11 protein-coding genes are annotated in these 16,424 nt (G+C 69.7%); 6 read left to right on the forward strand and 5 right to left on the reverse strand.

Going from position 1 to position 16,424, the window contains the following annotated elements; all coding sequences use genetic code 11:
* The first annotated feature begins 91 nt into the window (after positions 1-91).
* Positions 92-853, forward strand: a complete 762-nt coding sequence (locus JN22_RS30325; RefSeq protein ID WP_085557651.1) for an IclR family transcriptional regulator — start codon at positions 92-94, stop codon at positions 851-853.
* A gap of 30 nt (positions 854-883) precedes the next feature.
* Here JN22_RS30325 and JN22_RS30330 read toward each other — a convergent pair whose 3' ends face one another.
* Both JN22_RS30330 and purT read right to left on the reverse strand, forming a co-directional pair.
* Positions 884-2,860 (reverse strand): sensor histidine kinase, encoded by a 1,977-nt coding sequence (locus JN22_RS30330; RefSeq protein ID WP_179166310.1) that lies wholly within the window; start codon positions 2,858-2,860, stop codon positions 884-886.
* A gap of 188 nt (positions 2,861-3,048) precedes the next feature.
* Entirely contained in the window at positions 3,049-4,218 is a 1,170-nt protein-coding gene (purT, locus tag JN22_RS30335) for a formate-dependent phosphoribosylglycinamide formyltransferase (RefSeq protein WP_085557653.1), read from the reverse strand.
* A 244-nt stretch (positions 4,219-4,462) separates the two neighbouring features.
* On the opposite strand from purT, the gene JN22_RS30340 reads away from it, so the two are divergent.
* On the forward strand, positions 4,463-5,833 hold the full coding sequence (locus tag JN22_RS30340; protein WP_085557654.1) for an esterase-like activity of phytase family protein: 1,371 nt from the start codon (positions 4,463-4,465) through the stop codon (positions 5,831-5,833).
* Positions 5,834-5,899: 66 nt separating this feature from the next.
* Here the strand turns inward: JN22_RS30340 and JN22_RS30345 are convergent, their stop codons facing one another.
* Both JN22_RS30345 and JN22_RS30350 read right to left on the reverse strand, forming a co-directional pair.
* Positions 5,900-9,028, reverse strand: coding sequence for an efflux RND transporter permease subunit (locus JN22_RS30345; protein ID WP_085557655.1), 3,129 nt, complete (start codon positions 9,026-9,028; stop codon positions 5,900-5,902).
* Positions 9,025-10,173: an efflux RND transporter periplasmic adaptor subunit gene (locus JN22_RS30350; RefSeq protein ID WP_085557656.1), complete on the reverse strand. Its 1,149-nt coding sequence runs from the start codon at positions 10,171-10,173 to the stop codon at positions 9,025-9,027. The genes JN22_RS30345 and JN22_RS30350 overlap by 4 nt, the downstream gene beginning before the upstream one ends.
* A gap of 90 nt (positions 10,174-10,263) precedes the next feature.
* Here JN22_RS30350 and JN22_RS30355 point away from each other — a divergent pair, with 90 nt between their 5' ends.
* The 4 genes from JN22_RS30355 (at position 10,264) to JN22_RS30370 (ending at position 15,219) form a co-directional block, all read left to right on the forward strand.
* Complete coding sequence (locus tag JN22_RS30355; RefSeq protein ID WP_223677985.1) at positions 10,264-10,935, forward strand: TetR/AcrR family transcriptional regulator; 672 nt, start codon at positions 10,264-10,266, stop codon at positions 10,933-10,935.
* 87 nt (positions 10,936-11,022) lie between these two features.
* A complete protein-coding gene (locus tag JN22_RS30360; protein WP_085557658.1) occupies positions 11,023-12,099 on the forward strand; it encodes a PA0069 family radical SAM protein in 1,077 nt (358 codons plus the stop codon).
* A gap of 123 nt (positions 12,100-12,222) precedes the next feature.
* Complete coding sequence (locus tag JN22_RS30365) at positions 12,223-12,819, forward strand: GNAT family N-acetyltransferase (protein WP_085557659.1); 597 nt, start codon at positions 12,223-12,225, stop codon at positions 12,817-12,819.
* A 63-nt stretch (positions 12,820-12,882) separates the two neighbouring features.
* Complete coding sequence (locus JN22_RS30370; RefSeq protein ID WP_085557660.1) at positions 12,883-15,219, forward strand: Orn/Lys/Arg family decarboxylase; 2,337 nt, start codon at positions 12,883-12,885, stop codon at positions 15,217-15,219.
* 24 nt (positions 15,220-15,243) lie between these two features.
* On the opposite strand, the gene JN22_RS30375 is transcribed toward JN22_RS30370, so the two are convergent.
* Positions 15,244-16,164, reverse strand: coding sequence for a helix-turn-helix domain-containing protein (locus tag JN22_RS30375; RefSeq protein ID WP_085557661.1), 921 nt, complete (start codon positions 16,162-16,164; stop codon positions 15,244-15,246).
* Positions 16,165-16,424 lie beyond the last annotated feature (260 nt).

Raw genomic sequence — 16,424 nt, forward strand, 5'->3', positions numbered from 1 at the left:
GTAAAGGAATTTATCGCCGCATTCGGCTTGCGTCGACGGCCCGCGCTCGGGTACAAAAACAAGGCGTGCCACTGACCGGACAATGCGACCCATGAGTGTGAAGCAGGCTGCCAACGTCCTGGATTTGCTGGAATATTTCTCACAGCGCCTGCGCCCCGCCACGCTCGCCGAAATCTCGGACGATCTGGGGTGGCCACGGTCGAGCACCTTCAACCTCGTCGGCACCATCGTCGAGAAGGGGTATCTGTACGAGCCGCGCCCGCGGGCGGGCTATTACCCGACCCCGCGCTGGCTCAATCTGGTGCAGCGCGTGTCGGACGCCGAACCGCTTCCGGAGGCGGCGCACCGGCTGGTCGCCGACATCGCCCGCGAAACCGGGGAGACGACGGCGATCGCCGCGCTCAGCGGCGAATTCGCGATGTTCATGCATGTGGTGAAGTCGAACCATTCGGTCCGCTACCACGCCGAGGTGGGGGACCGGGTGCCGGCCTACGCCAGCTCGGTGGGCCGGGCGATCCTCGCCCAGCTCTCTCCGGAGGAACGGCGGGCCATCTACCGCAAATTCTCGTTCCAGCTCTATTCGGACACGACCCCGGTGGACGCGCAGGCCATCGAGGGCGAACTGCGCCAGGCGCAGGAGCGCGGCTACCACCAGAGCTGTTCGGAATACATCCCCGACCTCGCCGGCGTGTCGCTGCCGTTGCGGATCGGCGACCGCCGGCTGTCGGTCGTGGTGGCCGGTCCGGTCTCCCGCTGCCTCGACCGCCGGCCCGAGACCGCGGAGACGATCCGGCGCGTCATCGCCGCCTATGACGCGGACCTCCAGGCCGGCATCCCCGCGGACACGCGCTGAGCCGGGGCCGGATCGGCCCGTTGTCCAGTGTCACGCCCCCGACGGTCGGCCCGCCCTTCGCTCCGGGGGCACGGCGTCGGCCGGGGGCAGGACGAGGATGAACAGGCTGCCGCCACCGTCGCGTGGACGGTGAAACACGCTGCCGCCGTGCAGTTCGGCGATGGTCCTCACCAGATTGAGCCCGATGCCGGTGCCGGGTTTGTCGCGGGTGGCGGAGCCGCGGTAATATTTCTCGAAGACGCGCTCGCGCTCCTCCTCGGGGATGCCCGGCCCGCGATCGGCGACCGCGAAGACCAGGGCCCCGCCGTCGCGTCCCGCCTCCAGCCCGATCGCCTCCCCTTCCCCGCCGTAGCGGCGCGCGTTGTCGAGCAGCGCGTCCAGCGCGATGCCGAGCAGATCCGCGTCCGCCGTCCAGAGCGCCGGCAAGCCGGCGCTGTCGGCGACCCGGACGATGGCGCCGTGGCCGCGCTGCCGCTCGGCCACCCGCCCGATCAGCGCCGCCGGGTCGAAGGGGGCGAAGCGGACGGGAAGCTCCTCGTCGATACGCTCCCCGGCGAGGCAGGTCTCGACCAGATCGCTGACGCGCCTTGCCGAACTGCGGATCAGGGTCAGGCGCCGACCGACCCCCTCCTTCGCCGTGTCGACCAGCATCTCCAGCATCTGGGCCGCGCTGTCGATGACCGCCAGCGGGGTCTTGAACTCATGCGTCGCCATGTCGAGGAAGGTGCGCAGGCGCTGGCGCGCCTCCCGCTCGCCGGTCAGGGCGCGTTCGATGTCGCGGGTGCGGGCGGCGACCCGCTCCTCCAACCGGCTGTTGGCGTCCCGCAAGGCTCTGGCGAGCCGCCCGCGCTGCACGAACAGCACGGAGATCAGGGCCAGCGCCGCGCTGAGCATGCCGATGAAGACCAGCCCGGCCAACGCCTCGGCGAAATGCGCCTCGAACAGCGAGGGCGGACGGTGGCGGATCTCCGTGCCGGGCGGCAGCGCCGTTTCACGGATGCCCCAACGCTCCAGCGCCCGCCAGTCGACCATCGGGCCGGAGGAATAGGGCGCTTCGTCCGCCGCCGGCGGGCGCCAGGTTCCATCGAGCAGTTCCAGGGCGGCCTGGATGGCCAGCCGGCCGGCGGCGCGCGGGTCGTTGACCGCCCCGCCGACGACCCCGCTGCCGATGTCGGGCTCGAACAGGGCATAGACCGGCACCGCCGACGCCTTGGCCATGCGGGCGGCGGCCTGCTCGGGCTGGAAATGCCGGTCGAGGGCGTCCACCGACAGGTGTGTGTAGAGGACGACGCTGTCGGACGGCAGTGCGGCCAGCGCGCTTTCCAGATCCTCGATCCGGTGATCGTGAAGATGCCGGACCTCGATCGCCCGGCCGGGCCCCCGGTCAGGCCCCCGGTCAGGCTGGCGCGCGGCCCGCTGCGCCACGGCGGCGCGGATGATCCCCGCCAGATGGTGGGAAGGGCCGCTGTCGTCCGACACGATGACCAGCCGGCTCGCCTCGGGCCACTGATCGAGAGCCATATCGACGGTGCGGTCGACATGCGGCCCGGTCGTCACCCGCATCGTCGTGGCCCGGGCGGCCGCCTCCGGCAGGTCGTTGAAATCGGGGAAGATGCCGATCAGTGGCGCGCCGCCGAACAGGCGCGGGCCGAGATCGGCCATCAGCGTGATGGCGGGCGCCCCATCGGCGATGATGGCGCCGGGCCGGACGTCGCGGTACTTGCTGGCGAGGAAGGCCGCCCATTCCGCCGCATCGGGCTGGTCGGGCAGCCGCGAGCGGTCGAGGAACTCGGCATAGAGGTTGATTGGCCGGTCGCGCCCCGCCAGTTCGGCGTTGACGGTGGCGAGCATCGCCTCCGTCCAGCGGACGGTCGGGCTGAAGGAAGAGACGAACAGCACGCCGCCGCTGGTCGCCGCGGCGGCCACGCCCGGCCAGGCCAGACCGACCAGGACGGCGGCCAGAGCCAGCGGACGGACCGGACGGCGAACCATGCGGGAAGCGAACAAGGCCCGTTGTCTTTCGTCCAGTTGCGTCCGGCGGCCAGCCATCCTTCCCATACACCGGCCGGCATTCCGCGTAAACCAGACCCTTCGAAATCAAAGAGGAAAACAACGATATGACGAAATCGACGAGGGTTGTTCTTCACTTCCGTGCATGATCTCCTGCCCGCACCGGCCGGGCAGGAGAATCAACTTCAGGAATAGCGGATGGTGACCGCGTCGGCAGCGCGGCGCGCGCGCTCGCGGGCGTCGTCGGTCGAGGTGCCGAGCGCCAGCGCCACGCCCATGCGGCGGTTCCTGCGCGTCGTCGGCTTGCCGAACAGGCGGACGTCGGCGTCGTGCCCGTCCGTCCCGACCCGCAGCGCCTCGGCCAGCCCCCCGATGGCGAAGCGCTCGGCCTCGCGGTCGGCGAGAATCACGGCGGAGGCCGCCGGGGCATGCACGGCGACGCGCGGGATCGGCAGACCGAGGATGGCGCGGGCGTGCAGGTCGAACTCCGACAGGTTCTGCGAGATCAGCGTCACCATGCCGGTGTCGTGCGGGCGCGGCGACAGTTCGGAGAAGACCACCTCGTCGGCGGTGACGAAGAACTCGACGCCGAAGATGCCGTAGCCGCCGAGATTGTCGACCACCCGCGTCGCCATTGCCTTGGCGTCGTCGAGCAGCCGCTGGGGCATGGCGACCGGCTGCCAGGATTCCTGGTAGTCGCCGCGCTCCTGCCGGTGGCCGATCGGCTCGCAGAACAGCACGCCCTCGCGGGTGCGCACGGTCAGCAGGGTGATTTCGTACTCGAAGGCGACGAACTCCTCGACGATGACCTTGCGGCGGTCGCCGCGCATGTTGGCGACCGCGTAGTCCCAGGCCGCCTCCAGCTCCGCCTCCGTGCGGACGGTGCTCTGGCCCTTGCCCGACGAGGACATCACCGGCTTGATGACGCAGGGCAGCCCGGTGTGGGCCGCACCCGCCCGCACCTCCTCCAGGCTCTCGGCGTAGCGGTACCTGGAGGTGCGCAGGCCGAGTTCGGTCGCCGCCACCTCGCGGATGCGGTCGCGGTTCATCGTCATGGTGGTGGCGCGGGCCGAGGGAACGACGGTCGTCCCGGCCTCCTCGAACTCGTGCAGCACCTCGGTGCGGATCGCCTCGACCTCCGGGACGATGAAGTCGGGCGCGTGCCTGGCGATGGCGGCGCGCAGCGCGTCGGCGTCGAGCATCGGGAAGACCTCCGCCGCGTCGGCCACCTGCATGGCCGGGGCGTTGGCGTAGCTGTCGCAGGCGACGACCTCGCAGCCGAGCCGCTTGGCGGCGATGACGAACTCCTTGCCGAGCTCGCCGGAACCGAGGAGGAGGATCTTGGCGGTGAACATGCGAGGGGCTCCCTGAGGGGTGCGGATGGGGTGCGGGTGTCTCGCCGGGGCGCCCGCGGTTGGGATGAGCCCTTACATACACCGCCGCCGCCGCGATGGCGACGCTTGCCCACGCCGATTCCGCCGCCGCTCAAGCTTCACAAATCCATAGCGAAACCACCACGCCGCCGACACACGCCGAGGGGATAAGGGGGCCTTTCCCCACCCCGTCCCCCTGCCCCCAACCCTTCGTGGAGCTTTCGTCATGGTCCGCAACGTCTCCCTCATGGGAGCGGCCCTGATCGCCCTGTCCCTGGCCCCCGCCGTCGCCGCCGCGCAAACCTCCGCCCCCATCGAATTCCCGGCCACGCTCGAAGGCCATGCACTCCTGCCAGCCAAGAGCTTCGTCGAGGCCCCGGCCGACGCCCCGGCCGACCTGAAGGTCTCCGGCAAGTTCACCAACGGCCGCCGCGTCGAGGCGCTCGGCACCGTGGAGGGCAAGTCGGCCGACCGCCCGACCGGCGTCTCGCTTCCCTTCGCCGGCCAACCGCTCCAGGGCCATTCGGGCATCAAGCGGATGGCCGACGGCAGCTTCTGGATCCTGACCGACAACGGCTTCGGCTCCAAGGCGAACTCGCCCGACAGCATGCTGTATCTGAACCGCTACACGGTCGATTTCGCGACCGGCGCCTTCGACCGCAAGGAGACGGTCTTCCTGCACGACCCCGACAGGAAGGTGCCCTTCCGCATCGTCCAGGAGGGGACCGGGACGCGCTATCTGACCGGGTCGGACTTCGACACCGAGAGCGTCCAGATCGTCGGCGATTCCCTGTGGATCGGTGACGAGTTCGGCCCCTTCCTGGTCAAGGCCGACCTGAAGGGCCGCGTCCAGGCGGTGTACGAGACCCAGGTCGACGGCAAGGTGGTGCGCTCGCCCGATCACCCGGCGGTGACCACCCCGGCCAGCCCGGCCGACAGCGTCGCCTTCCAGATCCGCCGCTCCAAGGGCTTCGAGGGCATGGCCTCCTCGCCGGACGGCAAGTTCCTCTACCCGCTGCTGGAAGGCCCGGTGTGGAACGCCGACGGCAAGGCGTTCGAGAAGACCGCCGACGGCAAGGAGTATCTGCGCGTCCTGGAGTTCGATGTCGCCAAGGAGTCCTGGACCGGCCGTTCCTGGCAGTATGTGCTCGAGAAGAACGGCAACGCCATCGGCGACTTCAACATGATCGACGCCACCACCGGCCTGATCATCGAGCGCGACAACGGCGAGGGCACCGCCGACAAGGCCTGCGCCCAGGGCCAGCCGACGATGAACTGCTTCTCCAGCGTCGCCCAGTTCAAGCGCGTCTACAAGGTGGAACTGACCGACGCCAACGCCGGCGGCCCGCTGCGCAAGATCGGCTACATCGACCTGATGCGCATCGCCGACCCCAACAGGAAGGCGCGCAAGCCGCTGAACGACGGCGTCCTGACCTTCCCCTTCTTCACCATCGAGAACGTCGATGTGGTGGACGGCCAGCGCATCGTCGTCGGCAACGACAACAACCTGCCCTTCTCCAGCAGCCGCGAGCCCAACGCGGCGGACGACAACGAACTGGTCCTGCTGAACGTCGAGGCTTTCCTGAAGGCGAAGTGAGACGAGACCAGGTAAAAAAGTCCTTCTCCCTCAGGGAGAAGGACTCTTTCAGCAGCTATACCCCTCTCAGTCCCCCATCGCCCCGCTGGGCAGGGCGTGGCCCATCCCATCCCGTTCGTCCTCCGCCTCTTCCGCCTGCGGGCGCGGCACGCGGAACCAGGCGGCGTAGAGCGCCGGCAGGAAGAAGATCGTCAGCACCGTGGCCCCGGCCAGACCGCCCATGATGGCGACCGCCATCGGGCCCCAGAAGACGCTCTGGGTCAGCGGGATCATCGCGAGGATCGCCGCCGCCGCCGTCAGCGCGATGGGCCGCGCGCGGCGCACCGTCGCCTCGACGATGCTGTCCCAGCGCGAACGGCCGGAGCGGATGTCCTGCTCGATCTGGTCGACCAGGATGACCGAGTTGCGCATGATGATCCCGGCCAGCGCGATGACGCCGAGCATCGCCACGAAGCCGAAGGGCAGGTTGAACAGCAGCAGCGACGCCGTGACCCCGATCAGCCCGAGCGGTGCCGTCAGCAGCACCAGGAACACCCGCGAGAAGCTCTGCAATTGCAGCATCAGCGTGGTGACCATGATCAGCAGCATCACCGGCATCATGGCGTTGATCGAATCCTGGCCCTTGGCGCTCTCCTCGATGGCGCCGCCCATGGCGATGGCGTAGCCGTCGGGCAGGCTGGCGCGCAGCGTGTCCAGCGTCGCGTTCAACTGCGTGCTGACCACGGGGGCCTGGAGCCCGCCGGTGACGTCGGCCTTGATCGTCATCGTCGTCTCGCGCGCCCGGCGCCACAGCACCGGCTCCTCCAGCTCGTAGCGGACGCTGGCGATCTGGCTCAGCGGCACGGCGGTGCCCTTGGCAGTGCGGACGTTCAGCTCGCCCAGCCGCGACAGGTCCATCCGCTCGTCGGGCGTGGTGCGCAGCAGGACGCCGATCAGCTCCGTGCCCTCGCGGTACTGGGTGACGGCCATGCCGTTCAGCAGCAGTTGCAGGGCGTTGGAGAGATCCTGCTTGCTCACGCCGAGCGCGCGGGCCTTGGCGGTGTCGACCTCCAGCCGGACGCGCTTGGACAGCTCGTCCCAATCCAGATGGACGTTGGCGGTGTTGGGGTGGGCGCGCATGGTGTCGCGCACCTGGTAGGCGATCCGGCGGATCGTCGCCGGGTCGTCGCCGGTGACGCGGAACTGCACCGGGTAGCCGACCGGCGGGCCGTTCTCCAGCCGGCCGATGCGCATGCGGGCGGCCGGGTAGTCGGCCTCCAGCGTCGGCTCCAGGCGCTGCATGAAGGTCTCGCGCTCCTTCAGCCCCTTGGTCATCACCATGAACTGGGCGAAGTTGGCGGTTTGCAACTGCTGGTCGAGCGGCAGGTAGAAGCGCGGCGAGCCGCCGCCGGTGTAGGCCACCCAGTAATCGACGTCGGGATCCTTGGCGAGCACCGATTCCAGCTTCTTGACCTCGGCCGAGGTCGCCTCGAAGGAGGAGCCCTCGGCGAGCCGGATGTCGATCAGCAGCTCCGGGCGGCTGGCGCTGGGAAAGAATTGCTGCTGGACATGGCCGAAACCGACCAGCGCGGCGGCGAAGGCGGCCACGGTGGCGCCGATGGTCAGCCAGCGCGCCCGCACGCAGGCCGTGATCAGCCGGCGCAGGACGCGGTAACCGCGCGTGTCGTAGATTTCCAGCTCGTGCCCCTCGGCCACCACATGCTTGGGCTTGGGCAGCAGCAGGTAGCCGAGATAGGGGGTGAAGATCACCGCGACGACCCAGGACAGCATCAGCGACAGCGCCACCACCCAGAAGATCGAGTTGGTGTATTCGCCGGCCGCCGAGGCGGCGAAACCGACCGGCACGAAACCGGCCGCCGTCACCACCGTGCCGCTCAGCATCGGGAAGGCGGTGGAGGTGTAGGCGAAGGCGCCGGCGCGCAGCCGGTCCCAGCCCTGCTCCATCTTCACCACCATCATCTCCACCGCGATGATGGCGTCGTCCACCAGCAGCCCGAGCGCGATGATCAGCGCGCCCAGCGAGATGCGCTGCAAATCGATGTGCAGGATCTGCATCGCCACCAGCGTCATCGCCAGCACCAGCGGCACCGCCAGCGCCACGACGATGCCGGTGCGCCAGCCCAGGCTGACGAGGCTGACCAGGATGACGATGGCCAGCGCCTCGGCCAGCGATTCCATGAACTCGCCGACCGAATGCTCCACGACCTGCGACTGGTCGGCGATCTGCGCCACCTCCAGCCCGACCGGCATCTCGGCCCGCGCCTTCTCCATGGCGGCGTGGAGCTTCTCGCCCAGTTGCAGCACGTTGCCGCCCTTGGCCATCACCACGCCCAGCCCGATGGCGTCCTGGCCGTTGTGGCGCAGGGTGTAGCGGCGCGGCTCGACGTAGCCGCGCTTGACCTCGGCGACGTCGCCGATGGTCAGCATGCGGCCGTTGACCTCGACCGGGATGGCGCGCACCGCGCCGGCGGTGTCGAGCCCGAGATCGACGCGGACATAGACGCGCTGCGACCCGGTGTCGACGTCGCCCGCCGCCGCGATGGCGTTCTCGCGCTGGAGCGCCTGGATCACCGATTCCACCGGCAGGCCGAAGCTGGCGAGCCGCTGGCTGGAGATCTCGACGTAGACGCGTTCCTCCTGCGGGGCGATCAGCTCGACCTTCTCGACGCCGGGCAGCTTCAGCAGGCGGGCGCGGGTCTGCTCGGCGACCTTCTTGAGCTGGGCCGGCGTGAAGTCGGCGCCGCTGAAGGCGTAGATGGCGGAATAGACGTCGCCGAACTCGTCGTTGAAGAAGGGCCCGATCACCCCGTCGGGCAGGGTGGCGCGGATGTCGCCGACCTTCTTGCGCACCTGGTACCACAGGTCGGGCACCATCTTCGGCGGGGTGTAGTCCTTGAGCTGGACGAAGACCACCGACTCGCCGGGCTTGGAGTAGCTGCGCGAGACGTCGTAGTAGGGCACCTCCTCCAGCTTCTTCTCGATGCGGTCGGTGACGAACTGCTCGACCTCGCGGGCGGTGGCGCCCGGCCACTGGGTCTGGACGATCATCACCTTGAAGGTGAAGGAGGGATCCTCGGCGCGGCCGAGGTTCTTGTAGGCGAGCGCGCCGGCCAGCACGCTGGCCAGCATCATGAACAGCACGAGCGTGCGGTGCGACAGCGCCCAGGCCGACAGGTTGCCCCGCTGGTGGTTCATCGCGCCGGCTCCGTCCAGACGCGGACCTTCTGGCCGGCGTCGAGCTTGTGGACTCCGGCGGTGACGACGCGCTCGCCGTCCTTCAGCCCGCCGGCGACGATGGCGAGGTCGCCGGCGTAGGCGGCGACGGCGACCGGCCGCAGCTCCAGCGTGCCGGCCGCATGCGCATCGCCCTGGGAGCCCGCCTGGGAGCCCGCCGCCTGCGAGAGCACCCAGACGGCCGGCTTCTGCTCGCGCTGGGTCAGCGCGCTGATCGGCAGCCGCGCGACCAGCCCGCCATGGTCCAGCGCCGCCGTGACCGTCGCGGTCATGCCGAGCTGGAGTCCGGGCGGCGGATTGTCGAGCGTGATCTTCGCCTGATAGGTGCGGGTGCCGGGGTCGGCGCTGGGCGACAGCTCGCGCAAGGTTCCGGGGACGGCGCTGCCGGGCTGCGACCACAGCTCCACCGACAGGCGGCGCTTGGGCAGGTCGCCGAGCTGCTGCTCCGGGATGTTGGCGACGGCCTCGACGGCGCCCAGCCGCGCGACGCGCAGCGCGGTCTGGCCCTGCGCCACCACCTGCCCCGGCTCGACCAGCGCGGCGGTGACGACCCCGGCCTCGTCGGCGACCAGCGTGGCGTACTGCATCGAGTTGGTCAGCACGCGGAGCTGCGCCTCGACCTCGCGGACGCGGGCCTCGGCCTTGTCGAGCGCGGTCTTGCGGCGGTCGTACTCCTGGCGGGTCGTCCATTCGCCCTGGCGCAGGCTGGAGTAGCGGGCGAAGTCGTTGCGGGCGTTGGCGGCGTCGGACTGGGCGGAGGCGAGCTGCGCCTGCGACGCCTTGATCTGCAATTGCAGGTCGGTGGGGTCGAGCTTCGCCAGCGCCATGCCGGGCTCGACGCGGGCTCCCACCTCGACCAGCCGGGCGATCACCTTGCCGCCGACGCGGAAGCCGACGTCGGCCTCGACGCGCGGGCGGATGACGGCCGGGTAGCGGACGCTGTCGGTCGCCGGTTCCAGCGCCACGGTGGCGACGCGGACCGGCCGCGCCTCCGCTTCCGGCGGGGCGGCGGCGGAATGGGTCTCCTTGCAGCCGCTCAGGCCGGCGGCCAGGGCCAGAAGCCCGATCGCCGCCACGCCGCCGCGCGCCAAGCGCATCCCGGTCATACCACGTCTCCCCGCTGGACTGGACTGTATCGTACTGCTAGCGTGGTACTCTCCAGTCGCCCCTTCGTCAAGAGTGAACGGTACAGTTCAGTGCAGCCAACCGCCAACGCCCTGACACCGCCTTCCGAGTTCGAGCCGCCCGATTCCAGGCCGGCTGATTCCAAGCCAGACGCCAAGGCCGAGCAGATATTGGCCGCCTCGCGCGAGATCATCCTGGAGATGGGCTACGCCGCCCTGTCGATGGACCTTGTGGCGCAGCGGGCTCGGGTGTCGAAGACGACGCTCTACACGCGCTTCCCCTCGAAGGAGGAGCTGTTCTCCGCGACCATCACCGACGAATGCGACCGGCGGGGGATGCGCTTCCAGCCCGACGAGTTCGACGCGCTGCCACTGCGCGACATCCTGCTGGTGATCGGCCGGCGCTTCGTCGACCTGCTCTGGTCCGACGCGGCGATCCGTGTCCACCAGTCGGTGCTTGGCGAGGCGGCGCGACAGCCGGAAATCGCCCGGCTGTTCTTCCAGGCCGGGCCGGAAAAGGGCATGGCGGCCTTCGTCGCCCTGTTCCAGCGTCTGGCCGAGCGCGGCCTGATCCGGACCGAGGATCCGTCCTTCGTCGCGCTGCAATTCATGGCGGCGATGCAGGGGGGGCCCTACTGCGCGCTGGTCATGGGCCAGTGCCCGCTGCCACCCGAGGAGGAACGGGGCGCCTTCGTCGCCAGGGTGGTGGACCTGTTCCTGCGAGGGATCGCGCCCTCATCCTAGGGCGACGCCCGATCCGAGGGGGAGCGACGCCCGATCCGGGCAAATGTTCCCTTTACGTTCCGATCCCTCTCGCCTACGCTCGCGCTCATGGACGAGAGCCGGCGACAGGCCCAGAAGGGGCGCGGAGCGATCAGCAACACGACCTCGCGCTACGAGCGCGAGGTGCGCGTGCTCGGCGACGACGGTTGGGGCGACAACGAAATCCTGGGGGAAGCGGCCCGGACCCTGCTGTTCGACGATTCCGCCCGGACCGTCATCAGCCGGAACCGCTCGCCGGACATCGTCTTCGAACAATCCGTCAATCCATACCGGGGCTGCGAGCACGCCTGCGTCTACTGCTTCGCCCGGCCGACCCACGCCTATCTCGGCCTGTCGCCGGGGCTGGATTTCGAAACGCGGATCTTCCGCAAGGCCAGGGCGGCCGAGCTGCTGGCCACGGAGCTGCGGGCCAAATCCTACGTCTGCAAGCCGCTGGCGCTCGGCGCCAACACCGACCCCTACCAGCCGGTCGAGCGGGAACAGCGCATCACCCGCGCCATCCTGGAGGTCTGCCGCGACTTCAACCAGCCGGTGATGGTGATCACCAAGTCGGCCCTGGTCCTACGCGACCTCGACATCCTGGCGCCGATGGCGGAAAGGCGGCTGGTCAACGTCGCCCTCTCCCTCACAACGCTCGACCGCGACCTCGCCCGCCGGCTGGAGCCGCGGGCCAGCGCGCCGTCCCGGCGCCTCGCCGCGATGCGGGAGCTGACGGCGGCCGGTATCCCGGTGGCGGTGCTCGCCAGCCCGATGATCCCCGGTCTGAACGACCATGAGCTGGAGGCGATCCTGGCGGCGGCGGCGGCGGCCGGGGCGGTCCAGGCCAACACGATCCTGCTGCGCCTGCCGCTGGAGATCAAGGACCTGTTCGAGGAGTGGCTGCGCGAGCATGCGCCGAACCGCGCCGACCGCGTGCTCAGCCTGATCCGCCAATGCCGCGAGGGCGAGCTGTACCGGCCGCAGTTCGGCAGCCGGATGAAGGGAACCGGCCCGGTCGCGGAACTGCTGGCGCAACGCTTCAGGATGGCGTGCCGGCGCCTCGGCCTCAACGGACGCGACGCCGGCCTGAACTGCGCCGACTTCCGGCCCCCTCCGGCGCCCGGCGATCAACTGACGCTGCTGTGAACCCTGCTCGCTCCCGGTGTCATACGCCTGTCATGGAGCTGCGGTAGCGTGCGCGCGGGCACGGCGCCGTGCCGACGCCGTCCGTCCAGGGAATGCCCGCTCGTGTACGACCCGTCCTCACCGATGGCCACCCCCCCGGATCTGCCGTCCGCCGCCTTCTCCGCGCCGGCCGCGCGTGTCCGCGCCTCGGTGGAGGAGGATGTCCCGGCGATGCTGGACATCTACACCCACCACATCCAGCACGGGCTCGGCCCCTTCGACGTCGAACCGCCGCATCCGGAGGAACTGAAGCGCCGCCGCAAGGCGATGCTGAAGCGACGGCTGCCGCATCTCGTCGCCGAGCTGGGCGGGGTGGTGGTCGGCTACGCCTACGCCGCGCCCTTCCGCAAGCGGCCGGCCTACCGCTACACGGTCGAGCACTCGATCTACGTCCACAAGGACCATCTGGGCCGCGGCATCGGCCGGCTGCTGCTGCCGGCGCTGATCGACGCCTGCACCCGCGCCGGCTGCCGCCAGATGATCGCCGTGGTCGACAGCGCCAACCAGCCGTCGCTGCGCCTGCATGACTCCTTCGGTTTCCAGCAGGCGGGAATCCTGCGGGCGGTCGGCTTCAAGTTCGGGCGCTGGACCGACAGCGTGTTCCTACAGCGCCCGCTGGGGGCGGCCGACCGCGAGCCGCCGCAGGACCGCCGCCCCGCCACCTTGCGAGGCGCTGGCTGAGTATCCGCCGCCCTGGCTTCCCCTCGACCCTTTCCGTCATCCCGTTCCCCGGAGACCCCTCGCATGGATTTCTTCCGCCGCTTCAACTTCCTGGTCTGCGCCCCCGCCTTCGAGGTGGACGAGCTGGAGGGCCTGCGGCTTCAGCAGATCCTGTCGGAAGTGGAGCGGATGGGCTTCGAGGTGGTGCGCGCCCGCCGGGTCGAGGACGCCGAGCTTGCCATCCGCACCGACGCCGCCATCGGCTGCATGATCGTCGACTGGGGCAAGCGCGGGGCCGACGGCAAGCAGGCCTCGCTGATCGCCTTCGCCCGCCAGCGCGGGCTGGAGATGCCGATCATCCTGCTGGTGCGCCGCCAGCGGCTGGAGAACATCCCGGTCGACGTGCTGAACCAGGTCGACGGCTACATCTTCCTGGCGGAGGAGACGCCGGAATTCATCGCCAAGAATCTGGTCAGCCGGCTGAAGCAGTACGCCGACACGCTGAAGACCCCCTTCTTCGGCGCGCTGGTCGATTACGCCGAGGAGGGCAACCAGCTGTGGACCTGCCCCGGCCACAACGGCGGCATCTTCTACAACCGCAGCCCGATCGGCCGCATCTTCGTCGAGCATCTCGGCGAGGCGGTGTTCCGCGACGACATCGACAACTCCGTGCTGGAGATGGGCGACCTGCTGATCCACGAGGGGCCGGCGCTCCAGGCGCAGAAGGAGGCGGCGCGGATCTTCGGGGCGGAGCGCACCTATTTCGTGCTGAACGGCACCTCGGCCTCGAACAAGATCGTGCTGTCGGCGCTGGTGGCCGAGGATGACCTCGTGCTGTTCGACCGCAACAACCACAAGGCGGCCCACCATGGCGGCCTGTTCCTGGGCGGCGGCATCCCGATCTTCCTGGAGACCGAGCGCAACGCCCACGGGCTGATCGGCCCGATCGACCCGCGCGCGCTGGATGAGGAGGTGATCCGCGAACGCATCCGCCGCAACCCCCTGGTCAAGGATCCCGACGCCTGGAAGCGCGAACGGCCGTTCCGCGCCGCGGTGATCCAGCAATGCAGCTACGACGGCACCATCTACAACGCACAGATGATGCTGGAGCGGATCGGCAAGCTCTGCGACTACATCCTCTTCGACGAGGCTTGGGCCGGCTTCCTCAAGTTCCACCCGCTGTTCAAGGGCCATTTCGCCATGGGGCTGGAGGGGCTGGACGAGGGCCATCCCGGCATCATCGCCACCCAGTCGACTCACAAGCAGCTCGCCAGCTTCTCCCAGGCCTCGCAGATCCATGTGCGCGACAGCCACATCAAGGGCCAGCGCCGCCGGGTCGAGCACCGCCGCTTCAACGAGACCTTCCTGCTGCACGCCTCGACCTCGCCCTTCTACCCGCTGTTCGCCTCGCTGGACGTCGGCGCGCAGATGATGAAGGGGCGGTCGGGCGAGGTGCTGTGGGACGACACCATCCGGCTGGGCATCGAGCTGCGCAAGAAGATCCGCGCCATCGGCCGCGAGTTCGCGGAGCGCGAGAGCGACCCGGCGCGCCGCTGGTTCTTCGACCCCTTCGTGCCCGACCGCGTCACCCGCGACGGAATCGACACGGCCTGGGAGGACGTGCCGACCGACGAACTGGCGACCCAGGTCCGCCATTGGGAGTTCGCCCCCGGCGCCGACTGGCACGGCTTCCGGCATGTCGAACCGGGCTACGCGATGACCGACCCGAACAAGCTGACGCTGCTGCCCCCCGGCTTCGACCGTCGCGGCGGCGCCTACGGCGACCACGGCATCCCCGCACCGGTGGTGGCGCAGTTCCTGCGCGAGAACCGCATCGTCCCGGAAAAGAACGACCTCAACTCCCTGCTGTTCCTGCTGACGCCGGGCGTCGAATCGAGCAAGGCCGGGACGCTGCTGAGCGGGCTGGTCGCCTTCAAGCGGCTGCACGACGACAACGCGCCGCTGGAGGAGGTCATCCCCGAATTCGTCGCCAAGCGCCGCGCCCATTATCTCGGCCGGCGCCTGCGCGACCTGTGCGCGGAGATGCACGCCTTCTACCGCGAGCGCGACACCAGCGCCCTGCAACGCGCCATCTTCCAGCCCCGGCATCTGCCGGAGATGGCGATGCCGCCGCGCGAGGCGACGCGGCATCTGGTGCGCAACACGGTCGATTACCTGCCGATCGACGAGATCGCTGGCCGCGTCGCCACCACCCTGTGGGTCGTCTACCCGCCGGGCATCGCCACCATCGTCCCCGGCGAGCGGCTGTGCGAACGGGCTCGGCCGATGATCGACTATCTGAAGGTCTTCCAGGACAGCGCCAACCGCTTCCCCGGCTTCGACAACGAGATCCAAGGGCTCTACCGCGAAACCGACGCCAGCGGCGTCATCCGCTACTTCACCTATGTGGCGCGGGAGTAGGAGGCGGACGGGCGCGGGGAGCCTCTATTCCTCCGCGCCGCGCGCCTGGCGGCGGAAGGCCGCCGGGGTGGTGCCGGTCAGCTTTTTGAAGAAACGGTTGAAATAGCCGGGATCCTGGAACCCCAGCTCGTACGCGATCACCGACACCGGGGCGGCGATGTAGATCAGCCGCCGCCGCGCCTCCAGAAGCAGCCGGTCCTGCACCACCTCGAAGGCGGAGCGGTCGGCCAGACGGCGGCACAGACGGTTGAGCCGTGATTCCGTGATCCCCAGCGCGGCGGCGTAGCGCGGCACCGGCCAGTGCTCCGTGTGGTGTTCCTCGACCAGCGTGCGGAAGCGGGCGAAGAGTTCGGTGCGCACCCGCTCCGGCCCGGTGGCCCCGGACACCGCCGCCCGCCGCCGCTCCAGCAGCAGCAGCACGCTGCGCGACAGCCACACGCACATCATCGTCTGGCCGAGCTGCGGCTGGCGGAACTCCGCCATCAGCTGTTCGAGCAGCGCCGCGACCCGCCCGAGAAGCGGCGCGTCCGCGGCGAGATCGACGACGCACGCCGCCAGGAACAGCCCCTCGACCAGCGGGCGGTTGTGCGCCCGCGCGCCGTCGAACAGCACCGCCTCGGCCACGGTCAGCACATAGCCGTGGCTGCCCGGCTGGAACTGGAAACCGTGCACCACAGCCGGCGGCACCACCACCGCGCCCTGCGGCGCCAGCTCCAGGGTCCGGTCGTCGAGCCGGACCCGCGCCCCGCCCTCCAGCAGCACCACGACCTGGAACAGGCCACGGTGGGTGTGCGCCCCGATCTCCCACGCGTGGAGCGAGCTGCGGCTGTGGATGTCCTCGATGTGCAGGAACTCGGTGTCGGGGGCCGACGCGTCCTCGCCATACAGCCCGAACGCCGCCACCCGGCCGGCGGTGTCCGCCCTCCCCGCCCGCCTCGCCTCCACGTCCCCGCTCCCCGGCCGTCAATTTGTCCGAATAGTACAATTTTTCCGCCGCATCGTCCATTCAACCGCATGCGGCATGCGGCTATCCTTCAACGGTCTGGAGCGCAGACAATCCGCTGAGGCAATCAACGGCGGCTTTCCCGGCCGCGCCTTTCGAACCACCCGGCGCGGGGACGCTTCCCCGGCACCGTTCAAAGGACGGCCCAGCCGGCGGCGCGGTCGCGGATGGTCGGGGATTTCACACGGCCCAACCTCGGGCA

Origin of the sequence: Azospirillum agricola, from assembly GCF_020005195.1 — a bacterium.
GTDB classification, from domain to species: domain Bacteria; phylum Pseudomonadota; class Alphaproteobacteria; order Azospirillales; family Azospirillaceae; genus Azospirillum; species Azospirillum agricola.